Origin of the sequence: Leucobacter luti (genome assembly GCF_004217175.1) — a bacterium.
GTDB lineage: Bacteria > Actinomycetota > Actinomycetes > Actinomycetales > Microbacteriaceae > Leucobacter > Leucobacter luti.
Map to the genome: position 1 here is coordinate 369,036 of NZ_SHKI01000002.1, position 23,882 is coordinate 392,917.

Here is a 23,882-nt window from a genome sequence, read left to right on the forward strand (position 1 = left end):
CCTAGCCGGAGTTCGGCTGCGCGATCCTAACCGGCGCTCGCCGCGACGAGCTCGCGCGTGAACGGATCCTGCGGGGCGCCAAACACCCGCTCGGTGTCGCCAGACTCGACGACCACCCCGTCGCGCAGAATGAGCACCCGGTCGCACACGCTGCGCACCGCGGCGAGATCGTGCGACACGAACACGAGCGCTACGCCGAGGCGCTGCTGAAGCCCGCGCAGCAGGTCGAGGATCCCCGCCTGGGTGGCCACGTCGAGGGCCGACACTGGTTCATCGCACACGAGCACGTCGGGCTCCGCCGCGAGCGCCCGGGCGATCGCGACGCGCTGTCGCTGGCCGCCCGAGAGCGTGCGCGGCCGCCGCGTCAGAAACTCGGCGCCGAGACCGACCCGGGCGAGCAGCTCGGCCGGGGCGGTGTGACTCTCCGGGCGGATCGAGGCGCGGAGGATCCGCTCCACCCGCCACCTCGGATCGAACGTCGCGACCGGATCCTGCGGGATCAGCCGGACCCGCGGTGCGGGCGTGGCGCGCGTGATCGTTCCCGTGTCGAGGCGCTCGGCCCCGGCGATGATCCGAGCGAGCGTCGTCTTACCCGCTCCGGACTCGCCGACCACGCCCACGGACTCGCCGCGGTGGAGCTCGAAGTCGATGCCCCGCAGGCCGGTGGTACCGCCCGTCGGCGCGGGGAAGAGGCGCGCGGCCCCCGCGAGGCGGAGGAGCTCGCCGCCGCCGCGCGGTGCCGGGGGCGTGGGCTTCGGCCCGCGCGGGATTGCCGCGACGAGCGCGCGGGTGGCCGCGTGCTCCGGCGCGGTGAGCAGGCGCGCCGCGGGTCCGCGCTCCACGATCCTGCCGCCGTCGAGCACCGCGATCCGATCCGCGATCCGCGCGACCGCGCCGAGGTCGTGGCTGATGAGCAGGATCGCTGTGCCGCGGTCGCGGATGTCGTTGAAACTCGCCAGCACGTGTGCGGCGGTGGCGGAGTCGAGTGCGGTGGTCGGTTCGTCGGCGACGAGCAGCGCCGGGCCGGCGGCGAGCGCGGAGGCGATCAGCGCGCGCTGCCGCATACCGCCGGAGAGCTCGCTCGCGCGCTGGGCGAGCCGCTGCTCCGGGTCGGGCAGGCCGGCCGCGGCGAGTGCCGCCACGACCGCGGCGCGCCGTGCCGTGCCGCGCACACCCCGCACGGCGAGCGCCTCGCCCACCTCGGCGCCGATTGTGCGCAGCGGGTCGAGCGACTGCAGCGCGTCCTGCAACACGAGGCCAACGGTCCCGCCGCGCACGCGCCGCCACCGCCGGGGGCCCGCCGCGCGCAGGTCGTTGCCCGCGAGGTCGAGGCCGTCGGCTTGCACCCGCCAGCCCCGCTCGGCCTGGGTGAGACCGAGCAGGGTGCGCGCGAGCACCGATTTGCCGGCGCCCGACGCGCCAACGATCGCGAGGCACTCGCCGGGCGCCACCGCGAGATCGACGTCCGCGAGCACGGCGTCTCCGCCGGGGCGCTGCACCGTGAGCGCCCGCACGTCGAGCAACGGGTGCCCAGTGGGCGGCGGTGGCGCGACGGCGGGCTCCTGGTCGTGGCTCATGTGAGGTCCTTCCCGTCTGCGAGGCGGCGGCCGATCACGGTGAGCGCGGCGGCCGTGAGCACGAGCGCGAGCCCGGGGCCCACCGTCATCCACCACGCGCTCGTGAGGTACACGCGGCCCGCGTTGAGCATCGCGCCCCACTCGGGCGCCGGCGGTTCGGTGCCGAGACCGAGGAAGCCGAGTGCGGAGACCCACACGATCGCCTGGCCCACACCGAGCGTGGCCGCCGAGACCAGCGGCCACAGGGCGTTCGGGGCGACGTGCCGCACGAACACCCGGCCGGGGGAGACATCGTCGAGCCGCGCCCACTCGACGTAGCCGCTGCCCGCCACGCCCCGCACGCGGGAGCGCAGCAGGCGCGCGTAGCCCGGGATCGTGGCGAGCCCGATCGCGAGGATTGAGGCGGTCGGCCCGCTGCCCAGCACGGCGATGAACAGCAGGGACATCACCAGGGTCGGCAGTGCGAACAGCACCTCGAACAGCCGGCCGAGCGCCGCGTCGACGGGCCGCGGGCCGAGTCCGGCCGCGAAGCCGAGCAGCGCGCCGATCCCGATCCCGATCCCGGTCGCGGCCAGGCCGATCCCGAGCGACGCGGCGGCGCCGTGCACCACGCGAGTGGCGACGTCGCGGCCGGACTCGTCAGTGCCAAACGGATGGGCGAATGATGGCGGGGCGAACGCGTCGGCCGGGTGCACGGCGAGCGGGTCGCCGGGCGCGAGGAGCTGGGGCGCGAGCACCGCCGCCGCCGCGATGAGGAGCACGGCGAGGCTCGCGCACTCGGGGACGCCGAACCGCCGGCCGCGGGTCATGCGCCAGCCTCCGCGGTCGGCTCGCGCTCCGAGCGCAGGCGCGGGTCGACGATCACCTCGAGCACGTCAGAGATCAGCATTACGACCACGTACATCAGCGCGATCACCGCGACCGCGCCGACGACCACCGGGACGTCGCGCACCAGCGTCGCCTCGAGTAGTAGCCGCCCGAGCCCCTGCCTGGCAAACAGCGCCTCGACTACCACGGCCCCGCTGAGCAGCGAGCCGTACGCCCAACCGGACAGCGCCAGCGCTGGCAGCGCCGCGTGGCGCAGCGTGTGCGTGAGCAGCACCCGCGCCTCGGAGCCGCCGCGGGCCCGCGCGGTGGCCGCGAACGGGGCGGCCTCCGCCTCGGCGAGGGAGCCGTGCATCACGTGCGCGAGATACCCGGCGAGCGGCACGGCGAGCGTGACGACCGGCAGCACGAGGCCCGCCGGCGCTGCCCCCGAGCTCGTCGCCGGCAGCCAGCCGAGGCCGCTCGCGAACACGAGGATCAGGATCGCGCCGAGGAAAAAGTGCGGGGTCACCGACACGAGCGTCTCGATCCCGCCCAGCACCGCGCGCACCACCCGCCCCGCGCGGCCGCGCGGCAGCGCGGCGATCACGGCGCCCACGACCGCGAGTGCCCAGGCGAGCAGGAGCGCGAGCGACGCGAGCAGGATCGTCGGCGGCACGTTCGCCGCGAGCAGTTCGGCGACCGGCTGCTTCCGCGCGTACGAGTCGCCGAACTGCAGTGTCGCGGTGCGCCACAACTGCGAGAGGTACTGCACCACGACGGGCTGATCGAGCCCGTAGCTGCTCCGCGCGAGCGCGACCGCCTCGGGCCCGGCCTGCGAGCCCGGCCCGCCGAGGATCGCTTCGAGCGGGTCGCCGCTCACGCGGAGGGCAACGAACACGATCGTCGCCGTGACCCACACGACCAGCAGTGCAGCTCCGAGCCGGCCAAGCACGGCCCGCACGAGCCGCCGCGCGCGAGGGCCGCGTCGGCCGCGTCGGCCGCGCGGGCGCGATGGCGCGCTCGCGCGGCGTGTGGGCGCGGTGCTTCCCGTCGTACTCATCCTGATCAGGCTAGCGGCCGGCGCCGCACCGGCGTGGCCCCGCCCGCGCCCCGAAACCCCACCGCGCGACTACTCGGTGAGCTGCGCGTTGATGAACGTCGGCGTCGCGACCGTGCCGAGCGTGGTGACCCCGGCCACCTGCTTCGTGAGGAAGTGGTTCTGCTGGTCGTAGAGCGGCAGCACCGTGAAGCTCTCGAGGATCCGCTGCTGCGCGTCGGCGTAGAGCTCCGCGCGTGCGTCCTCATCGAGCGTCGCTGAGGCCTCGTCGAGGAGCGCGTCGAGCTCGGGATCCGCGAGCTGGGCGTGGTTCGCGAAGTAGCCGGACGGCGCGGGAACGATCCCGTCCGAGTGGTAGAGGATCCGGAGCACGTCTGGCCCCACCTTCGTGTACGGCGCGCTCACTGCCTCGTACTCGTTCGCGCCGAGCGCGGCGTACCAGCTGCTCAGATCAACCGGCTCCAGCTGAACGTCGAAGCCGACCGCGGCGGTGTTTGCCTGGATCTGCTCGAACAGCGACTGCTCGGCCGCGACCGACTGGTTGGTGCTGACCGGGAACCTGACGGTGAGGGGCGCGCCGTCCTTGCTGCGAACGCCGTCGGCTCCCTTCTCGGTCCAGCCGGCCTCGTCGAGGAGTTTCTCTGCCGCCGCGGCGTCGGTGGTGAACAGCTCCTCGTTACTCGCCGCTGCCGGCTCGGTGCTCGCGAGCGGGGAGGTGGAGCGCTGCGCGGTGCCGCGGTAGAGCGACTCGATGCCCGGATCCGGATCCGCCGCGCGAATGAACGCCTCCCGCACGCGCGCGTCGTCAAACGGAGCCTGCGCCGAGTTGAGCTCGATCCGGTTCACCGAGCCGGGGCGGGGCGCGTCGATGTGCTCGATCCCGGCGTCGGCCGCGGCCACGATGTCGCTCGGCAGCGGGTTGTCGATCACCTGCACCTCGCCCGAGGCGAGCGCCGCGTAGCGCGTCGCCGCGTCGGGGATAAACCGCCACTCGATCCCGTCGAGGTGCGCGGCGCCGTCGTGGTCGGCCTCTGGGCCGGGCGTGCGGTAGTCATCGTTGCGCACGAGCGTGACGCTCTGCTGCGGCGTCCACTTCTCGACCACGAACGGGCCGGTGCCGATGGGGGCCTGGCAGTTCTCCTCCATGCCGCGCTCGATCCCGGCGGGGGACTGGATCGCCGTCCACTGCTGGCTCAGCGACTCGAGCAGCGCGGAGTCCGGCGCCGAGAGCGTGAACCTGGCGTGAAGATCGTCGACCGCCTCAACCGACGCCACCTTTGCGACCGCGAGGTACCCGGTGGACGACTGCGTCTCCGGATCCTGCAGGTGCTCAATGTTCGCCTTGACCGCCGCGGCATCGAGCGGGGTGCCGTCGGTGAAAGTGACGCCGTCCTGCAGGGTGAAGTCCCAGGTCAGACCGTCCTCGCTGGTGGTCCACTCGCTCGCGAGCCAGGGGGTGATCTTGCCAGACGCGTCGCGACCCACCAGCGGTTCGAGGTACTGCGTCGAAATGAGCGCCTGCGGGTAGTTGCCGCCCACGTGCGGGTCGAGGCAGGTCGGCTCGGCGTCGCCCGTGGCGTAGACGAGCGTGCCGCCCGCGACTGGGCTCCCTGCTTCGCTCGAATCGGCCGGGGCCGCGCACGCGCTGAGCGCGAGCGCGGCGACGCCGGCGAGTGCCGCGAGGCCGATGGCGCTCCCGCGTGGGCTGAGCCGCTTGGATGACAGGATCATGGTGCGTCAACTCCCGTTGTTAGATTCGGTTCAACAAATCGAGTGTACGGCATCGCTGGGTCCGATGCGAGCACGGGTGGCGCGGGCGGCGGCGCGGCCTGTGGGGCGGGCTGCGGTGCGGGCTTTGGGGTGGGCTGCGGTGCGGGCTTTGGGGTGGGCGGCGGCGCGGCCGTGCCGGGCGCGCCGGCGCCCGGGATAGAGTGAAACGATGACGACGCCCGCCCGCGGCCGCCCCCGCGCCTCCTCGCACGAGACGATCGCCGACGCCGCGACCGAGCTCTTCCTTGAGCAGGGGTACGAGGCGACGTCGGTGACCGAGATCACCCGCCGCGCGGGCGTGAGCCGCTCGAGCTTCTTCAACTACTTCGCCGGCAAGTCCGACATCCTCTGGTTCGTGTTCGACCGGCGGGTGGACGGGGTGCTGGCCGCGCTCGCCGATCCGAAACTGCCGCTCACGGACGCGCTCGCCGGATTCGCCACGGGGCCCGCCCCAGACACGCTCGCGCTCGCGATCGTTGACGCGCGCACCATGGGCGTCGAGGCCGAGCTCGCGAACGGACGCGCCGAGCGACAGCTGCGCCTGGCGGAGGCGATCGCCGCGCGGGTATCCGGCGACGACGGGGCGGGGTTCCGCGCCGAGATCGTGGGCGCCGGCTACGCCGCAGCGCTCGTCGCGGCGGTGTGGCACTGGGCCGGGCTCGGTGCGGGCCGGCACCGCCTCGACGAGGTGGTCGCCGAGGCGCTCGCCGCAGCGCGCGCGACCCTCGGCTGAGGCTGCCCCGCCCGCTGGGTCCTGGCCCGCGCTCGCTGATCCCTGGCCCGCGCCTGGTTCCTGGTTCCTGGTTCCTGGTTCCTGGTTCCTGGTCCGCGCCTGGCCCGTGCTCTGCCTCTGACTCTGACTCTGACTCTGACTCTGCCTTCTCGACCCCTGGCTCTCCTCCCGAGTGGATCCAAACTCCCCCTTCGCGTCAGCGCCACCCTCCCGAGTGGAGCGAAACTTCCCCTTCGCGCCGCCCGAAGGGGAAGTCTGCCTCCACTCGAGCAGGGGCGGAGGTGGCTGCGTCCGAGGCGGCTTGGGCTGATGCGCACCCGAGGGGGAACCCCGAGCGGGTCTCGCCGCACGAGTTGCGCCGGCCCGCCCCGGCCCCGGCCCGAGTGGAGCCACATCGCCCCTTCGCGCCGTCCGAAGGGGAGATTTAGCTACCTTCGGAGAAGGAGGACGGTGCAGTCGGCGCTCGCCTGGCGCGCGCCATGCCTCGGGCCTAGCGTCCGCGTGCCGTGCCTGACGCGCTGCCAGGCCCGCGCACGGGCATCCCGCGCGCGGGCACCCCACTGCGGTCATCCCGCTGCGTGCGTCCCGACGCGGGCGTCCTCCCGCATCAAGTGGAGTCAGATTCCCCCTTAGAGTGGCGCGAAGGGGGAGTTAGGCTCCACTCGGCGGGCGGCGGGCGGCGGGCGGCGGGCGGCGGGTGACGGGTGACTGGTGGCGGGTGGCGGGCGGCGGGCGGCGCCGAGCCCGCGGGCAGGGCAAACAGGGCAGGGCGAATCGGGTGGGGCGCCGCGCGAGAACGACGGGCAGGCTAGAGCGCGGCGGCGAGCCGCGTGCCCTGGTCGATCGCGCGCTTCGCGTCGAGCTCTGCGGCCACGTCGGCCCCGCCGATGAGGTGCGCGGCGATCCCGCGCCCGGCGAGCTCCGCGTGCAGCTCCCGCGCCGGGTCTTGCCCAGTGCACAGCACGATCGTGTCAGCCTCGATCGTCTGCTCTGCGCCGTCAACCGCGACGCGTAGCCCGTCGGCCTCGACACCGCGGTATTCGACGCCGGGGACCATGCGCACGCCGCGCTTCGCGAGCTCGGTACGGTGGATCCAGCCGGTGGTCTTGCCGAGCCCGGCGCCGAGCTTGCCCGCCTTGCGCTGCAGCATCACGATCAAGCGTGGTGCGGCAGGCCCGCCGTCGGCGGCAGGCGGATCGGTGAGCCCGCCCGGGGTGGTCGCTGCGGGGTCGACGCCCCAGTGCGCGAGGAACGCGCCCACGTCGGCGGGATCCTCCGGCCCCTCCTGCGTGAGGAATTCGGCGACGTCGAAGCCGATTCCGCCGGCCCCGAGCACCGCGACCCGCGCGCCGACCGGCACGCGGTCACGAAGCACGTCGAGGTAGGTGACCACCCGCGGATCGTCAAGGCCGGGGAAGTCTGGCAGGCGAGGGTGCACGCCCGTTGCGATCACGATCTCGTCGAAGTCGCCCTCTGCGAGGTCCGCCGCGGTCGCCGCGGTGCCGAGTCGCAGCTCGACCCCGGTCTCGGCGATCCGCCCCGAGAAATAGCGCAGCGTCTCCGCGAACTCGCTCTTGCCGGGCACCTGCAGCGCGACGTTGAGCTGCCCCCCGACGCGCTCGTCGCGCTCGAACAGGGTGACCGCGTGTCCGCGCTCGGCCGCGGTTGTGGCGCAGGCAAGGCCGGCGGGGCCCGAGCCGATGACGGCGATGCGGCGCGGCGCGGTGGTGGGGGCGATCACGAGTTCGGTCTCGTGCCCGGCGCGCGGGTTTACGAGGCAGGACGCGAGGCGACCGGAGAACGTGTGGTCCAGGCAGGCCTGGTTGCACCCGATGCACGTGTTGATGCGCTCGGGAGTGCCGGCCGCGGCCTTGTCCACGAACTCCGGGTCGGCGAGGAACGGGCGCGCGAGCGAGACGAGGTCGGCGCAGCCGTCGGCAAGGATCCGCTCGGCGGCGTCTGGGGTGTTGATCCGGTTCGTGGTGACGAGCGGGATCGAGACCGCGCCCATGAGGCGCTTCGTAACCCAGGCGAACGCGCCCCGCGGCACGGAGCTCGCGATGGTGGGGATCCTGGCCTCGTGCCACCCGATTCCTGTGTTGATGATCGTCGCTCCGGCGGCCTCGACGAGCCTGGCCAGCGCGGCCACTTCCTCCGGGGTGGACCCGTTGGGGATCAGATCGAGCATTGAGAGCCGGTAGATCAGGATGAAGTGTGGTCCGACTGCCTCGCGCACGCGCCGCACGATTTCGACGGGGAAGCGTGCCCGGTTGTCGAACGAGCCGCCCCACCGGTCGACGCGGTGATTGGTGTGGGCGGCGATGAACTCGTTGATCAGGTAGCCCTCGGAGCCCATGATCTCCACGCCGTCGTAGCCGGCCTGCTGCGCGAGGCGCGCAGTACGTACGAAGTCGTCGATGGTGCGCTCGACGTCGGCGTCGCTGAGCTCGCGCGGCGTGAGCGGCGAGATGGGTGCCTTGATGGGGCTCGGAGCGACGAGGCGTGGGTGCGCGCCGTAGCGTCCGGAGTGCAGGATCTGGAGGGCGATGCGCCCGCCCTCGGCGTGCACCGCGTCGGTGACGAGGCGGTGCTGGTCCACGTCGCTCTGCTCAACGAGGAGTGCGGCGCCCGCGGTGAGTCGGCCCTCGTCATTGGGCGCCATCCCGCCGGTGACAATGAGGCCCGCTCCGCCGCGCGCGCGTTCGCGATAGAACGCGGCGAGCCGCTCAAAGCCGCCTTCGGTTTCTTCGAGGCCGAGGTGCATCGACCCCATGATCACGCGGTTGGGGAGCGTGGTGAACCCGAGGTCGAGCGGGGCGAGCAGGTGCGGATACGTCGACGGTGACATGCGGCTCTCTCTCAGTGAGCGTGAAGCGCCTCGCCTGGGGCGGCGGGGAAGCGGCGCCGAGTTCGTGGCCGCTCGCCTCCGAATGTAACGGCCGGAGTGGCGGCTGTCGAACGGGGTGTCGCACACCTACAAATGCGAGCGGCAGAGCGGCCGAACAGCTTCATCGGGAGTGCAGAGCGGCCGAAGTGCAGAGCGGCCGGAGCGCTGGGCGGCCGAGCGGCAGAGCGGCCGGAGCGCCGGGCGGCCGCGGACAGTGCGGCCGGAGCCACGGACGGCCGAGCACAGAGCGGCCGGAGCGCCGGGCGGCCGCGCACAGTGCGGCAGGCGCGCCCGGCGGCCGCGTGCGGGGCGCGCACAACGCGACGGACCCCGTAGACGCGCGAAGGGAGGCCGACCTTTCGGTCGACCTCCCTCAAACGGTGAGATTCCTCACCGCGCAGCTCTTGCTACTTAGAGCGCGCGGATGTTGCTCGCCTGCAGACCCTTGGGGCCCTGCTCGATGTCAAACTCGACGCGCTGCTCTTCGAACAGGTCGCGACGGCCGTTGCCCTGGATCGCGCTGAAGTGCGCGAAGACGTCGGATGCTCCGTCGTCGGGGGTGATGAAGCCGAAGCCCTTTTCGGAGTTGAACCATTTCACGGTGCCGGTGGCCATACTGTATTTCCTTTGTGTTGCTGGCCGCGAAGAGCGGCCGGGGTGCCACGGCGACGGCGCCGACGTGGAGACTGGTAGCTGTGCCGCGTGTTTGCGACGGACAAAACTTGCTGGTGAATCCCAACGTTCGGCATTACTGGTCTTGCGACTGAGCATATCCCACTTCGTGGCCTGTGTCTCTGGATCGTGACATTCTTGTGTCTTTCGAGGGACACTTCTGGGTCACGCTGCGGGCAGAACAGGGCGGGCTCGGAGGAACTCGGAATAGTCGATTGTCTCCCACGCATGCTCGCACGCCGGGCCGGCAGCGTAGGTGAGTGTGCGCTCGCTCGGCCGCAGCAGCACCGTTGCGAGGGTCTTCCACCGGCTGTCCGGGGATGCGGCTGTGTCCGGGTGACAGCACACTGAGTTCGGGTATCCCGCGTGGTCTGAGAGCGCTGTTCGCAGCTCGTCCTCGGTCACGGGGGAGGTGCGCTGCACCACCGAGCGAGTGATGCGTCCAAGCCTGAAATAGCTGTCTGCAAGCGCGAGCGGGGCGAGATCGTGCCCGCCGGCCACCGGATCGATGAAGTGATTCGAGTGGGCCACTGCCCCGGTGTCGCTCAGCTGCGCACGCACGCCGGCTGCGTCCCCCGGAGCCGTTTCGACGTTGAGCACGGCCCCGTCCGCACCGGCGAACACGTAGTTCCCAGACGACGCCCGGGGGAAGCGGGCAAGCGACTCGAGCGCGGCGGGAACGTGCTCGGCGTCGGCGAGCGCCCGAATCATGAAGTGGAACGGGACTCCCTGAACAGCGCCGTCGAGCGACGACACGAGCGTGTTGATGCCCACGGCGAGTCCCGTGGCGGTGAGCATCATTTTCGCGAGCAGGCCGGCCTCGACGAGGGTGACGTAGTTCGGCCCATCAGTGCGCTCCACCTCGAGGACGATCGCGCCGCGCTGCAGCGATTCGAGCCAGTCCCAGTTCTGCCCGACGCCGGGGGTGCCCCAAGCGGTGCGGTCGGCCTCGAGCGCGAACGATGTGCACTCGCCGGCAGCCTTGCCGGCGGCTCGCACCGCCCCCGCCGCCGTCGCGCCGTTGAGGATCTCGGTGCGGCAGTTGATCGTGAGGATGTCGTCGAAGCCGAGCCCGCTGCCCGCCGCGATCCCGCGAATCTCGTCGAGGAGGAGCGGGAGGTGCGTCTCGATCGCCGGGAGGTACGACCGCGCGGTGGAGACCGCGGCGGCCCAGTCGATGCCCTTCGCGGCGAACGCGCGTTCGTAGCCGTCGCGGATAATGCGGATCTGCGGGGCCGCTGCGGCGCCGTATTGGTGCGCGCGCGCTGCCGCGCTGCCGCGCACGCGAATGCGAGGATACTGTTGCGGCGTGGCGCCGGTGCTCGCGGTCATCGTGTTCCTCCGAGGTGTAGTTCGAGCGGGCCGTGCGCACGCTCGTGCGCGGCGATCTCGCGCGTGGTGGCGATCCACGCACCCGTCTCCTGCAGGTGTGTGATCACGGTGTCGAGCATCGCGAGCCGTGACGGACGCCCAGAGATCATCGGGTGGGTGGTGAGCATCACGTGGCCACCGAGCGCGGCGATACCGTCGATTTCAGGGAGCCAGACGTCGAGCACTTCGCGGGGCGACCGGATGGTCTTCTCCCAGGTATCGTTTGCGAACCAGAAGTGCGGTGCGTCGTCGAGCAGCCAAGACACGGGCACCTCGCTGAGGTCGTGTGCCTCGTGGCGGTAGGGGAGAACGTGATCGAGCAGGTTCGAGCTGTACTCGAAACCGGCGGACACAAGCAGGTCGAGGGTGTGCTCGCTGAACTCCCACGAGGGGGAGCGGTACCCCACGACGTCTGCCCCGAGGTCTCGGAGCGTCTCAAGTCCGAGCTGCAGCTCGTGTTCTTCTTCGACGCGGTTCAGCGTGGTCGGCGAGGTGTGCGAGTGCCCGTGGTGGGCGACCTCGTGCCCGGCTTGGATGATGCTGCGCACCGATTCGGGGTGCCTGAGCGCATCCTTGCCAGAGACGTAGAAAGTTCCGCGGACCTCGGCGCGGTTGAGTAGGTCGAGGATGAGCGGTACCCCGACCCGCGGTCCGAAACGCCCCTGGGAGAGGACGCCGGGGGCGTGCGCGTTCGCCGGGTTCTCGCCGATCCACACCTCTTCAGCATCGAAGTCGAAGCTCAACGTTGCCGCGTACGGGTGATCGTTCGGCCACTGGCTCATCGTGCGTCCTCGTTGCTGCGCTCGGCGAGGCGTCCGTCGCGCAGGTCGCGCTCTCTGAGCGCTGCGCTGCGCCGCGCTGGATCGCCGTATCCGCCCCCGCCCGACGTCTCGACGCGCACCACTGAACCGGCCGGGAGCACCCGTGAGGTCTTCATGGGCCGGTCGACCACGCTCCCGTCCGGGGCGAGCACGGTGATCTGCGTGGGGAGAGCGCGGCCCCCGCCGCCCGCGCCCTCCGGAGCAAACCGTGAGTCCGTCTGCTCCGCGTAGAAGGTTGCGTGTTGGGGGTGATCGAGGATCTCGTACTCGCGGATGAGTCCGAGTCCGCCCTGGAACTCACCGAGTCCCTGGGATCCGGGGCGGAACTCGGTGCGCCGAACCCGGATCTGGTAGTTCGTTTCGACCACCTCGGTGGGCATCACGCCGACGTTTGACATATAGGTGTCGACGCCATCGATCCCGTCGCTGTCGCGCGTCGCGCCGGTGCCGCCTCCGACGACATCGGCCATCACCGACGACCGTCCGGTCTTTGGATGGGTGGACCCCACGTTGAAGCTGAAGAAAGTGACGGTGCTCGAAGCGACCGCCCGATCCGGCCACAAATCCTGCATCGCGCGAATGAGCGTGTCTGCGAGGCGCTGGCAGGAGTTGTGGCGAATCGAGACGGCGGCGGGCGGGAGCGGGTTCACCACGGTGCCCTCGGGTGCCGTGATGTCGAGCACCCGCAGGAGGCCGTCGTTCGAAGTCAGCCCCGGCGCCACCACGCAGCGCACAGCGTAGACGAGGCCGGCTCGCGCGCTCGCCCACGGAATATTCATGGCCCCGGCTGTCTGCGGATCTGACCCGGAGAGGTCGATGCTCAGCCGATTGCCGCGCTTCTCGACGCGCGCATGGATCCGCGTTGGTGGACCGCCGACGCCGTCGTCATCGAGCGACCCTTCCGCCTCGCCGACACCGTCCGGCAGCTGCGCCAGGAGCCGGGAAACCGCGGTTTCGACCGAGTCGAGCATGCGCTGCATCACCTCGAGGAGCTCCGCGCGGCCGTACTGCCGCACAAGCTCGTGCACCCGCTCCTCACCCAGCTTGCAGGAGGCGCGCTGGGCGCGCAGATCACTGAGCGTTGAGAGCGGATCGCGGAAGTTCTCGGTGAGAACCGCGACCAGATCCTCGTTCTCGATGCCGGCGATCGACAGCCGCACCGGCGGGAGTACGACGCCCTCGCCGTAGAGCTCGGTGAGCTCTGGCCCCTCGCTGCCGGGGTTGACTCCGCCCACGTCGATGTGGTGCGCAGCGGTGCCGGCCCACGCGATGAGTTCGCCGCCGGAGAAGATGGGGGTCACGATGTTGACGTCTGGAAGGTGCATCGCGCCCATGTATGGGTGGTTGCAGATGTACGCGTCGTCTTCCTGGATCCGACCCTCCCAACGGGTAAGGATCGACTTCACGACAAGCGACATCGCGCCGAGTTGGGCGGGGATGTAGTCGGCCTGTGCCACGAGCTCGCCGCTCGCCGAAAAGATCGCGCACGAGAAGTCGTCCATGTCGCGAATGATCGGGCTGTAGCTCGAGCGCTTGAGGATACTGCCCATTTCTTCCGCTGCCGATTGCAGAGCGGCGGATGCAACCTCAAACGTCACCGCATCGATGGTGATGGTGGTCATCGGGATTCCTCCGTGTGAGTGTCAGTGACGACGATGTCGAGAGTGCTCGCAACGCGGCACCGTTGGCGGGGCAGGATGACGGTCGTCGCGTCCATCTGCTGGATGATTGCAGGGCCGAAGAACTCGGTGCCGGCGGCGAGCTGCGCGCGGTCGATGACCGGGGTGGGGGTGACGCCAAACCCGGGCAGCAGTGTGTCGCGCGTCGCGATCACCGCGGCATCGGTGAGTGATGCGCTCGCCACTGGTGTCGCGCGCTCGGTAATCCGACTGACCGCACCGGTCGACGAGAGCCGCACGGTGACGATCTCGACCGGTTCCGCGGTGTTCGCGTGACCGTAGCGCTCTGCGTGCGCGCGGTGGAAGCGTTCGGGGATGGTTGCGAGCGTCGCTGGCTCCCAGTCTGGAAGCTGGATGTTGAGCTCGAACCCCTGGCCGCGATAGCGACAGTCTGCGGTCGCCGTCGTGGTAACCGCCTCGGCCGATATGCCGTCCTCGGAGAACTGGGCGACCGCGTCGCCGGCGGCTGTGTCAAACCAGGCGCTGAGCTCGGCGGTCCCCGCTGGGTCGGCGTCGCGCAGCACGGTCTGCGATCGGTCGAGGCGCAGCCCGGCGACGAGCAGGCCGTCCGCGGCGAACAGGCCCGGGCGGAGGGGGATGATCACACTCTTGAGTGGCATGTGCTGCAGCAGCATGCCGGCGTGCAGCGGACCTGCCCCGCCGAACGGGACGAGGCTGAACTCGCGGGTGTCGAGGCCGCGTTCGACGCTCACCTTGCGCACGGCGCGGATCATGTGGGCGAGCCCGATCGCGAGAATCGCCTCGGCGCCCTCCTCCGGGGTCATGCCGAGGGGCTTCGCCACGCGGTTGACTGCCGCGACCGCGAGTTCGCGATCGATGACGAGCCCACCCGCGAGCTCACCGGCGCCCAGCGTGCCGAGCACCACGTGCGCGTCGCTGATCGTCGGCTCGGTCCCGCCGCGTCCGTAGCAGGCGGGTCCGGGGACGGCCTTCGCCGAAGCAGGACCGACCTTGAGGCTCCCGCTCGCGTCGAGCCAGGCGATGCTGCCCCCGCCGGCTCCGATCGTGTGGATGTCCACGGTGGGCGCGAGAAGCGTATGATCCTGAATCTCCTGGATGGTGGTGAACGGGATCGCCCCACCGCGGAGCAGGCACACGTCTGTCGAGGTGCCGCCCATGTCGACGCTGATGAGGTTTGGTTCGTCGAGGGCGTCTGCGAGCGCGGCGAGCCCCGCGACGCCGCCAGCCGGGCCGGAGAGTACGAGCCGGTGCGCCTCCTCGCCCGCGCGAGTCGCCGGGACGCTGCCGCCGTTCGACTGCATGACGAGCAGCGGCGTCTCGACACCCGCGGCGCTGAGCGCCTGGCTGGCACGGTTGAGATACTGCTCGACGAGCGGGCGCAGGGCAGCGTTGATCGCGGTAGTTGCCGTGCGCGGGTACTCGCGAAACTCGCGTGCCACCTCCGATGACAGCGTTACTGGCCGATCTGGGAATGCAGCGCGCAGCGCGTCGCCGACTTGGCGCTCGTGCGCGTCATTGAGGTAGCTGAAGAGGAATGACACCGCGATCGCTTCAGGATCGGCGGTGCGCAGTTCGGTGATGAGACGCGCGAGTGCCGCCGTGTCCACCGGAACGAGTACCTCGCCGGCGGAATCGAGCCGCTCGGGCACCTCGAAGCGCAGTTCCCGGGGAATCAGTTCGGCCGGGGGCGTGGGGGTCAGGCTGTACACGTCCGGCCGGTTCTGCTGTCGGTAGCCGAGCACGTCGCGAAAGCCTGCGGTGGTCACGAGCGCCGCGCGACCAAGATTGCCGGTGAGCGTCGCGTTTGTGGCGACCGTCGTGCCGTGGCAGACGAGCGCCGCGTCTGCCAGCACGACCCCGGCGTCCGCGAGGGCTGCTGCGGCATTGCGCAAGCCTCGAGAGGGGTCGTCCGGCGTTGAAGCAACCTTCACCTCCCTGATCTCCCCGTCCGTTCGTCGGGCGATCGCGTCGGTGAACGTGCCGCCCGCGTCGATACTGAGCGTCCACTGGAGCGTGTTCATCGTTGATTCCTCACTCATCGCGGTTCCCGAGCTGGGACGCTCGGGCCAGTTCCAATTCTCTGGTCCACTTCAGCGCGGCTGCATGCGTCATTCGACGTACGGCTGGGGAGTGCCGCGCAGCGGCTCATACGTCATTTGACCGATGAGCCCTCGGTGTCGTGCCGGAGAAGGTTGGAATGACTGCCCACGCACAAGGAGGACCACGCCCATGACTATTGCCGCCAGTCGGTCGACCCCGATCTCCCAGGCCGTCGCGGTCGTCACCGGGGCTGCGTCGGGTATCGGCCTCGCCGCCGCGCGCCGGCTTCTCGCCGACGGCCTGCGCGTTGGCGTGTGCGATCTTTCACCGGGACTCACGGAGGCGTTCGTGGACGACATCGCTGCGGGCCGCGCCGTCGCGGTGGTGGGTGATACGACTGATCCAGCGGTCCGAGCTGAGCTGGTCGCGCGCGTAGACGCGGCGTTCGGGAGACTCGATGTGCTCGTAAATAACGCGGCGAGCGGCGGAGAATCCGCGCCGGTGGCGACCCTCGACCTCACGGCGCTGCGCCGCACGCTCGAGATCAACGTTGTGGCAGTGATTGCACTGATCCAGGAGTGCACGCCACTGCTGAGCCGCTCACCCCGCGGACGCGTCATCAACCTCGGCTCGCTGTTCGGCGACGAGCCGGTGCAAGACGGGGCGCCGTACTGCGTGAGCAAGGGAGCGATCCACACGCTTACCCGCGTGCTCGCGCTCGAACTCGGTGCGGCGGGAATCACCGCGAACACGATCGCGCCGGGATACATTCTCACGCCGATGCACGCCGAGGAGGTCGAGTTCCAGGCGCGGGCACGCGGGATCAGTGCCGACGAACGATACGCCGAGCTCCGCGCAGAGGTGCCGGTCGGTCGGCACGGCACTCCCGAGGACGTCGCAGCGACGATCGCGTGGCTCGCGTGCCCGGACAGCGCGTACGTCTCGGGGCAGAAGATCTCCGTCAGTGGCGGGGTGTCGTTCGCATGATCGAGTGCACCGACAGTCCGGGGCTCGTGATCTCGGGGCACGCGAGTCCCGTGGTCGTGGCGCTCGCCAGCCTCGCTATTGAGCGCGGCTGGCGCGTCGCGTTCGTCGGAACCGCGAAGGCGCGCGCCTTCGGGTCGCTTCCGGTGCAGTGCCACACGCTGAGCCCAAGCGACCCTGACGGCGTCGAATCGGTGCTCTCCCAGCTCTCCTCGCAGTGGCGACGAGCGCCCGCAGCGCTGGTCTACGCGACGCACGCTGAGCACACGGTGGCGGCCGTCACCGAGTCGGTGGCCGGGTGGCGTGACGTGCAGCGGCAGTTGGGAGCCGCGTTCCTGTTTGCGCAGGCCGGTGTGCGCGAGATGCTCCGATTGCGCGGCGGTGCCCCCGTCGACGACGGCGCTGTAGTGTTCCTCGGTGACGCCTCCGCGAGCCGCGGAATCGCGGGCCTGCCCCGGGTGTCCCCGGGCGCAGCGGCCGCCGGCCTGGCGGGGATGACCAGACAGCTCGCCGTCGAGTGGGGCCCGTTTGGGGTGCGCGTGAATCTCCTCCGAGTGGGGCTGGTCGCGGGGGAGGACGCCCCGACGCGCGAGCTTGCGCAACGGCTCCCGCTGGGCCGAGCCGGCACGCCCGAGGAGATCGCGGAGACTTGCTACTATCTGATCAGCAGGTCCTCCTCATACGTAACGGGCGTGGCATTGGCGGCCGACGGAGGATTCCTCGCTACCTGACCGTGCGTGTCAGCGAGGGATCAGGAAAACCAGGAGAACCACATGTCGGATCAGGCGATTGAGCGCACGATTACGGCGGATACGCCGGACGGGATCTTGCCGGCCCAGGTGCCCTCGGATATCTGGGCGTACGCGAAAGCGTTCTTGCTCATTGGGAGACCGGCGCTGCGCTTCCTCTGGCGCGACGGCGACCGCTGGCTCGACGTCCAGCTCTCGCGGGAGGGCGCGCACGGGCCGCTCGGGGCCGCCCCGGACCGGGTCGTGGTGCGCGTCGAGCGGGTGGAGATGCCGCGCGGCATCACGGTTCGTGAGCTCGACGTACTCACCCTCGTGGCCCTCGGTCTGACGAACAGTGGAGTGTCCGAGCGCCTCGGTACGGCCGCCAGGACCGTCTCCAGTCAGCTCGAGCGGCTTCTCGAAAAGCTGGGCCAGAGCTCGCGCGGGGGGCTCGCCGCGCTCGCGGTCGATCTCGGTCTGCTGCGCCTGCCGCTGCCGGGCGGCGTTCCAGACGAGGGCGGGATCGGGATTGCCGAGCTCGAGCTCGCGGTGCACCGGCGGCTCGACCGCGGGTACCTGCCGATCCGTACGCAAGTGATGACGCGGCTTCCGATCAGGCTCGGGATCGTGGTACCGGACCACTCTTCCTCAGACGGCGAACAGACGCTGAACGGAGCGCTGCTCGCGGTTGATGAGATCAACCAGCAGGGCGGGATCGGCGGTCGGTTGATCGAGCCGATTCACGAGATCGTGAGTACGTTCGACTGGGCAGATATCCGTGCGGCGCTGCACCGCCTGTTCGCCGCCGACGTCGACGCGATCATCTCAAGCTACGTGAGCGCCGAGCACCCGCAGTTTATGGAAGAGATCGCTGAGTACGGGAAGCCGTTCTTGCACACGGCGACGTTCGAGGCGGATGTGCGCCGGGCCGAGCAGGAGCCGTGGAAGTTTGGCATGATCTTTCAGACGTGCGCCTCGGAGACGTACTACGGCGCCGGCATGCTCAGGCTCCTCGACAAGCTTGAGCGCACCGGCGGCTGGGCAGCGCGCAGCCGCACGATCGTGCCGCTCGAGATGCCGTCGCAGAGCATGCACGTCGCGACCCCACTGTTCAGGGATCAGGCTGTCGCGGCGGGGTGGGCGGTAACCGAGTCGATCGCTACGCCGGTGGGTGGAACTGACTGGGACGCGGTCATGGAGACGGTCGCAGCGGCCGATCCGGACGTGATCCTGATCGCAAACTACGTCGATAGTGAGCTCATCGCGTTCCACGAGGCGTTCCTGCGGCGTGGCGTGCCGGCACTCGTCTACGGCATCTATTCGCCGTCAAACCCCGGGTTTGTGCGCGAGCTCGGACCCCGTGCGGACGGGGTGATCTGGTCGACCACCACGGGAACATACGACGACGAGCTGGGGAGTCGGTTCCGCGCGCAGTATCGTGCGAAGTTCCGGCAGGACCCGGGGTGGTCGATTGCCGGCGCGGTGTATGACCAGGTGCGAATGCTTGCAGCGGCGTGGTCATCGGTTGACGCGCGCAACACCGCGGATGTGGTGCGCTACCTGCGCCGATGGCCTTATCGCGGGGTGAACGGCGTCTACTACTTCGGTGAGACGGGGCAGGCACCGAAGCTGTACCCGGACACCACCCCCGACGCAGCGCTCAGTCAGGCGCACCTCGTCTACCAGATCCAGGCGGGGGATCACACCCTGCTCGATCCCGAACCATTTGGGGACATCTCGGCGTTCGAGGTGCCGAGTTGGCTCGATCCGGGCGCCGAATCCGTCAAATGACGCATGCTCTCCTACGAAGCCCTCGCCTAGCGTGAGTTTCTGACGGCACGGTGGTGCGCAGACCCACCTCACTGACGCCGGAAGAACCTTCACAAAGGAGTGGTTAATGAGCGAGACGACACCGAATCCTGCGCCACAGCGAAAGCGTGTCACGCGGCGCGACCTCGTGCGCGGCATCGGGATTGCCGGCGCGGCCGGCCTCCTCGCCGGCGGCGCCGGCGGCTACTTCATGTCGCCGCGGCGCGGCGGGACGACGGCTGGTGCGGCTGGCGGTGGTGAGACCATCAAGTTCGGAATCGTTGCTCCGGTCACCGGGCCGTATTCCGGAGACGGACAGGAGATGGTCCGCGGTGCCGAGCTCGCGGTCGAAGACATCAACGCGGCCGGCGGCGTGCTCGGGCGCCAGGTCGAGCTCGTGATCGGGGACATCGCGGACCAAGCGCCCGAGAACTTCATTCAGGTTGCCGAGCGGCTCGTATCGCGAGAGAACGTCGCTGCGGCGTCGGGCGGGTATACGACGGCAACCTCGGTCGAGTTCCCCACGTACGCGCAGGCCGGGGTGCCGCTCTTCCACACGAACACTCTCCAGGCAAACACTGATTACGTCGTGAAGCACGGCATCACGAACATCTTCCAGTGCTGCCCCACCGAGCCGTGGTACGCGAGCGGCTTCCTGCAGCTCATGCAGGAGTGGATCGACCAGGGCGTGTGGGTGCCCTCGTCGCAGAGCGCCGCGGTGATCTCTAGCAACGACTCGTACTCGATCTCGATCGCCACCGTGATGCAGGAGGGGCTTCGCGAGATGGGGTGGGACATCACGATGTACGAGGAGGTCTCGGTTCCCTACGCTGACTGGGGCCCCCAGCTCTCGAAGATCCGAAACAACCCGCCCGGCCTGATTTTCGTCACCGACTATCTCGCGGGCGACCTTGCGAGCTTCGCGAAGCAGTTCGCGACCGCGCCGACGCCATCGCTCCTCTACCAGCAGTACGGGCCGAGCGTTCCCGAGTACATCGACCTGGCTGGCGACGCCGCGAACGGGGTGGTCTGGTCAACCACAATCGGTACGTTGCCCGACGAGATGGGGCTCGCTTTCCGTGAGCGCTACGCGAAGACGTACGGCACAGAAGCCGGTCTCAGCCAGTCTGGCGCCCAGTACGACATTGTGCGGCTGTGGGCCCTGGCTGCCTCCCGCGCGGGTGACCCGTACAACTTCGAGGCGGTGTCGAGCGCGGTGTCGGCGCTCACGTTCCGCGGCGTTGTTGGCACCTACCGCTTTGGGGCAGAGGAGCTCACCGCGATCCCGTACCCCGACGCCACCGACGACCCGAGCCTCGGTATGCCACACCTCACCTACCAGATTCAGGACGGAGAACAGGTGCTGTTCTCCCCGGCCCCCTACGGCAAGGGCGAGTTCGTGCTGCCGACGTGGCTGTGAGCGGCACGGCGCCCGAGGCGCAGCTCGAGGTCCGCGGGGCGACCAAGCGCTACGGCGGGCTCACCGCGGTGGACTCGGTGAGCTTCGACGTGCGGCGCGGCGAGATCTTTGGGATCGCCGGGCCCAATGGTGCGGGGAAGACGACGCTGTTCGATCTGATCACCGGAATGGTGCGGGCCACGAGTGGCGAGGTCCTGTTCGAGGGATCGCCGATCCAGCGCTCATCGATTCACGAGATCTGCCACCTTGGAATTACACGAACCTTTCAGAAGCCCTCGGTCTTCGACAGCGAGACCGTGATGGGGAACGCGGTGGTGGGTGCGCACTTCGGCTCGGGAAAACCGTGGTGGCGGAGCCTCACGCGTGACCCCGAGGTCTGGGACCGCGCCGGCGCTGCGCTCGAGTTCGTGGGGCTCGGCGACCGCGCAGCCGAGGTGTCTGGGCCACTGCCGGTCTATGACAAGAAACGGCTCATGATCGCCTCGGCGCTCGCGAGCTCGCCGTCGATGCTGTTCCTCGATGAGCCGTTCGGTGGTCTCACCGACGATGAAATCGACGCGCTGTTGCAACTGCTTGAACGCATTAATGACGCGGGGATCACCATCGTGCTCATCGAGCACGTGATGCGGGCGCTGATGGCGCTCGCCGACCGGGTGCTCATCATGGACCAGGGCCGCACCCTGCGCCAGGGCGAGCCCCGCGAGGTGATGAGCGACCCGGAGGTGGTCCGGGTCTACCTCGGGTCATCCGCCGAGGAAGCCACCACCACCGCAGCGAATCGAATCGCACGGAAGGGGGACGCATAATGCTCGAACTCACCGACGTCGTCGCCGGATACGGCTCGACGGTTATCGTGCAGGGGATCACGCTCGGTGTGGCAACCGGGGAGTGCGCCGCGCTCGTTGGTCCAAACGGGCACGGGAAGACGACACTGCTGCGCGCCATCAGCGGGCTGCTCCGAGTGCGCTCGGGGTCGATCCGGTTCGACGGCACCGATATCACCAAACTGAAAGCGGAGAAGATCGTTGAGCTCGGCCTGATCCACATGCCGCAGGGGGACCTGGTGTTTCCGGACATGACTGTCGAGGAAAACCTGGTGCTCGGTGCCTTTACCCGCACCGCGGCGAAACGGTCGCGCGAGCGCATTGCTGAAGTGTATGACATCTTTCCTCGTCTCCTTGAGCGGCGCGGCCAGCGTGCCCGCACGCTCTCGGGCGGCGAGCGGCGGATGCTCGCGATCGGGCGGGGCCTCATGGGCGACGCCCGGCTCATCATGATCGACGAGCCGAGTCTCGGGCTCGCCCCGGTGATCGTCGACGAGGTGTACCACCAGATCAGGCGCATCGTCGATACCGGCATGACCGTGCTCCTCGTCGAGGAAAATATCAACCGCGCGCGGAGCCTCGCGCGCGACATTCACCTGGTCGAAAACGGCACGGTCGTCCGCTCCGGTCGCGGTTCCGAGCTGCTCGACGATCGCGCGATCCGCGAAACATACTTGGGGGTCTCAGAATGAACCTCATTCTTCAAACGCTCGTGAGCGCGCTCGTGCAGGGCTCGATGCTCGCGCTCATCACGATCGGTATGAGCCTCGTGTACGGAACGCTCCGGGTACTCAACATGGCCCAGGGCGTCATGGTGATGGTCGGCGGTGTCGCGGCGTGGGCGCTTGTCAACGGCACTGGCGTCTCGCCGTGGATTGCAATGATCTTCGCGGTGATCGTCACGTTCATTCTCGGCATGCTGAGCTACGGCGTGGGTATCAGCCGGCTCGTGGGACGGGCCGGGGTCGACTTCGAGATGACGGCGTTCATCTCGACCTTCGCGATTGCCTCGATCGTGCAGAGCATCGTCCAGCTCAGCTTCGGGCCGCGGCAGAAGGATTTCCCGACGCTGCTGCCCGGCAGGATCGAACTGACGGCCGGGGTGTCGATCACGTGGCATCAGATCCTCACCGCGGCCATCGCGATCGTGGCGCTCGTTGCGCTCGGCCTGTTCCTGAGCCGGTCGCGCTATGGGCTCGCGATTGTCGCCGTGGCACAGAACCTCGATGCGGCGCGGCTCATGGGCATTCCGGCTCGGCGGGCGTATGTGCTCACGATGGGGCTTGCGGCCGGGCTCGCGGGACTTGCCGGCGTGCTGCTCGCGCCGGTGTACTTCGTGTCGCCGACGATGGGGGAGCTGCCGATGCTGCAGGCGCTGATCGTCGCGATCTTTGCGGGGCTCGGGAGTACGCGCGGCACCATCATCGCCGCATACATTATCGGCTTCGTGCAGGCGGCAGTGTCCATCTTCTGGAGCGCCACCTACGCGATGCCCGTGCTGTACGCGCTCATCGTTGTGGTGCTCATCGTGCGCCCATTCGGAATCGCAGGCAAGCCGCAGGAGGCAAGGCTATGACCGACAACACTGCAACTCTTGGCCGCATGGCGGCGCTGCCGCGATGGGATGCCCGCGCGATGGGCTGGCCGCGCCCGCGGCCGCTGCTCATCATCGTGGCGCTCACAATTGGTGCCCTGTTCCCGCTCATCGCGCCGGATCGGAGCTGGCTCAGCGTTGCGACGCTCGCGATGATCACGCTGACGCTCGCACAGAGCTGGAACCTGGTGCTCGGGTACGGCGGGGTGTGGAACTTTGGGCAGCTCGCGTTCTACGCGCTCGGGGCGTACTCGGCCGCGCTGATCACCATCTATCTCCCGGTGCCGGCGTGGCTCTCGCTCATCATCGCCGGCTGTGTCTCCGGCGGGATCGCGCTGCTGCTGTCGATCCCGGTGCTGCGGCTGCGCGGCATCTACGTCTCGCTGCTGACGTTCGGCTTCGCCGAGGTGGTGCGCCTGCTGATCGTCGCCGATCAGTCGGGGATCACCGGTGGCAGCTACGGGCTGTCTGGCTTCGGCGGCTTCGGCTTCACCGGGCCGGGGGCGCTGAGCCTGAACTACTGGGTCGCGTTCGTCGCCGCGGTGGCCACAACCCTGATTGTGCTCGTGCTGGTGCGGTCCCCGCTCGGCAACGGCATGATCGCGATGCGCGACAACCCGGCGCTCGCCTCCGCGCGCGGTATCGGCCAGAAGACCTACCAGATGCTTGTATTCGCAATCTCCGGCTTTCTCGCGGGGGTCGCCGGGGCGCTGTACGCAAACGTCTTCACCGTTGCCTCACCAACGCTCATGGGGCTCAGCCCGATGACGCTCGTGGTGACCATGCTCGTCGTTGGCGGGATGGGCACGGTCGCGGGCCCGATCGTCGGCACGCTCCTGCTCTCGTTCGTGCAGATGCAACTGCAGGATCTCCCGGAGGTGCGTCTCGCGGCACTCGGAGTCGTGCTGCTCGTCGTGATCCTCACGATGCCGCGCGGCCTCGTGCCGTTCTTCAGCGGGCTCTGGGCAAAGCTTGAAGCGTGGATGGCCGAGGACGATGAGGACGATGAGCGCGACGAGGGCGACGAGAGCCACCAAGACGTCGCCGGCGCAGTGGCTGCCGCGGGACCCGGGGGTGAGCAGCGCGCGTAGCGGCCGCCCACCGCTCGCGGAGCACCCGCGGCCCGG

Annotated in this window: 19 protein-coding genes; 9 read left to right on the plus strand and 10 right to left on the minus strand. The window is 69.6% G+C overall.

All coding sequences use genetic code 11. The annotated features are described in order from the left end of the window. Positions 1-26: 26 nt before the first annotated feature. From EV139_RS01565 to EV139_RS01580, 4 genes are all read right to left on the minus strand, one after another. Positions 27-1,577 (minus strand): ATP-binding cassette domain-containing protein, encoded by a 1,551-nt coding sequence (locus EV139_RS01565; protein WP_130452557.1) that lies wholly within the window; start codon positions 1,575-1,577, stop codon positions 27-29. Further along, the gene (locus EV139_RS01570) at positions 1,574-2,386 is read right to left on the minus strand and encodes an ABC transporter permease (RefSeq protein ID WP_130452558.1); all 813 of its coding nucleotides are present in this window, start codon (positions 2,384-2,386) and stop codon (positions 1,574-1,576) included. The genes EV139_RS01565 and EV139_RS01570 overlap by 4 nt, the downstream gene beginning before the upstream one ends. After that, the gene (locus EV139_RS01575) at positions 2,383-3,444 is read right to left on the minus strand and encodes an ABC transporter permease (RefSeq protein WP_130452559.1); all 1,062 of its coding nucleotides are present in this window, start codon (positions 3,442-3,444) and stop codon (positions 2,383-2,385) included. The genes EV139_RS01570 and EV139_RS01575 overlap by 4 nt, the downstream gene beginning before the upstream one ends. Positions 3,445-3,513: 69 nt before the next feature. Next, on the minus strand, positions 3,514-5,172 hold the full coding sequence (locus tag EV139_RS01580; protein WP_130452560.1) for an ABC transporter substrate-binding protein: 1,659 nt from the start codon (positions 5,170-5,172) through the stop codon (positions 3,514-3,516). Between the two features lie 208 nt (positions 5,173-5,380). Here EV139_RS01580 and EV139_RS01585 point away from each other — a divergent pair, with 208 nt between their 5' ends. Next, positions 5,381-5,944, plus strand: a complete 564-nt coding sequence (locus EV139_RS01585) for a TetR/AcrR family transcriptional regulator (RefSeq protein ID WP_130452561.1) — start codon at positions 5,381-5,383, stop codon at positions 5,942-5,944. A gap of 808 nt (positions 5,945-6,752) precedes the next feature. On the opposite strand, the gene EV139_RS01590 is transcribed toward EV139_RS01585, so the two are convergent. The 6 genes from EV139_RS01590 to EV139_RS01615 all read right to left on the minus strand — a co-directional run bounded on the left by EV139_RS01590 (position 6,753) and on the right by EV139_RS01615 (position 15,377). Next, positions 6,753-8,792, minus strand: coding sequence for an NADPH-dependent 2,4-dienoyl-CoA reductase (locus tag EV139_RS01590; protein WP_130452562.1), 2,040 nt, complete (start codon positions 8,790-8,792; stop codon positions 6,753-6,755). A gap of 450 nt (positions 8,793-9,242) precedes the next feature. Further along, positions 9,243-9,446: a cold-shock protein gene (locus EV139_RS01595; protein ID WP_130452563.1), complete on the minus strand. Its 204-nt coding sequence runs from the start codon at positions 9,444-9,446 to the stop codon at positions 9,243-9,245. Positions 9,447-9,668: 222 nt separating this feature from the next. Beyond that, positions 9,669-10,835 (minus strand): C45 family autoproteolytic acyltransferase/hydrolase, encoded by a 1,167-nt coding sequence (locus EV139_RS01600; RefSeq protein ID WP_130452564.1) that lies wholly within the window; start codon positions 10,833-10,835, stop codon positions 9,669-9,671. Next, positions 10,832-11,656, minus strand: coding sequence for a polysaccharide deacetylase family protein (locus EV139_RS01605; protein WP_130452565.1), 825 nt, complete (start codon positions 11,654-11,656; stop codon positions 10,832-10,834). Before EV139_RS01605 ends, EV139_RS01600 begins: the two co-directional genes overlap by 4 nt. Continuing rightward, positions 11,653-13,317: a hydantoinase B/oxoprolinase family protein gene (locus EV139_RS01610; protein ID WP_130452566.1), complete on the minus strand. Its 1,665-nt coding sequence runs from the start codon at positions 13,315-13,317 to the stop codon at positions 11,653-11,655. Before EV139_RS01610 ends, EV139_RS01605 begins: the two co-directional genes overlap by 4 nt. Then, complete coding sequence (locus EV139_RS01615) at positions 13,314-15,377, minus strand: hydantoinase/oxoprolinase family protein (protein WP_198677407.1); 2,064 nt, start codon at positions 15,375-15,377, stop codon at positions 13,314-13,316. The genes EV139_RS01610 and EV139_RS01615 overlap by 4 nt, the downstream gene beginning before the upstream one ends. A 208-nt stretch (positions 15,378-15,585) precedes the next feature. On the opposite strand from EV139_RS01615, the gene EV139_RS01620 reads away from it, so the two are divergent. The 8 genes from EV139_RS01620 to EV139_RS01655 all read left to right on the plus strand — a co-directional run bounded on the left by EV139_RS01620 (position 15,586) and on the right by EV139_RS01655 (position 23,846). Further along, entirely contained in the window at positions 15,586-16,383 is a 798-nt protein-coding gene (locus tag EV139_RS01620; protein ID WP_157992964.1) for an SDR family NAD(P)-dependent oxidoreductase, read from the plus strand. Further along, the gene (locus tag EV139_RS01625; RefSeq protein ID WP_130452569.1) at positions 16,380-17,111 is read left to right on the plus strand and encodes an SDR family NAD(P)-dependent oxidoreductase; all 732 of its coding nucleotides are present in this window, start codon (positions 16,380-16,382) and stop codon (positions 17,109-17,111) included. Before EV139_RS01620 ends, EV139_RS01625 begins: the two co-directional genes overlap by 4 nt. A 42-nt stretch (positions 17,112-17,153) precedes the next feature. Beyond that, positions 17,154-18,899, plus strand: a complete 1,746-nt coding sequence (locus EV139_RS01630) for an ABC transporter substrate-binding protein (protein ID WP_130452570.1) — start codon at positions 17,154-17,156, stop codon at positions 18,897-18,899. Positions 18,900-19,005: 106 nt separating this feature from the next. Next, the gene (locus EV139_RS01635; protein ID WP_130452571.1) at positions 19,006-20,337 is read left to right on the plus strand and encodes an ABC transporter substrate-binding protein; all 1,332 of its coding nucleotides are present in this window, start codon (positions 19,006-19,008) and stop codon (positions 20,335-20,337) included. Further along, positions 20,334-21,143 carry an ABC transporter ATP-binding protein gene (locus EV139_RS01640; protein WP_157992965.1) on the plus strand — a complete coding sequence of 270 codons (810 nt, stop codon included), beginning with the start codon at positions 20,334-20,336 and terminating at the stop codon, positions 21,141-21,143. The genes EV139_RS01635 and EV139_RS01640 overlap by 4 nt, the downstream gene beginning before the upstream one ends. Then, the gene (locus EV139_RS01645; RefSeq protein WP_130452573.1) at positions 21,143-21,853 is read left to right on the plus strand and encodes an ABC transporter ATP-binding protein; all 711 of its coding nucleotides are present in this window, start codon (positions 21,143-21,145) and stop codon (positions 21,851-21,853) included. Before EV139_RS01640 ends, EV139_RS01645 begins: the two co-directional genes overlap by 1 nt. After that, the gene (locus EV139_RS01650; protein ID WP_130452574.1) at positions 21,850-22,737 is read left to right on the plus strand and encodes a branched-chain amino acid ABC transporter permease; all 888 of its coding nucleotides are present in this window, start codon (positions 21,850-21,852) and stop codon (positions 22,735-22,737) included. Before EV139_RS01645 ends, EV139_RS01650 begins: the two co-directional genes overlap by 4 nt. Beyond that, a complete protein-coding gene (locus EV139_RS01655; RefSeq protein WP_130452575.1) occupies positions 22,734-23,846 on the plus strand; it encodes a branched-chain amino acid ABC transporter permease in 1,113 nt (370 codons plus the stop codon). Before EV139_RS01650 ends, EV139_RS01655 begins: the two co-directional genes overlap by 4 nt. The last annotated feature ends 36 nt before the right edge of the window (positions 23,847-23,882 follow it).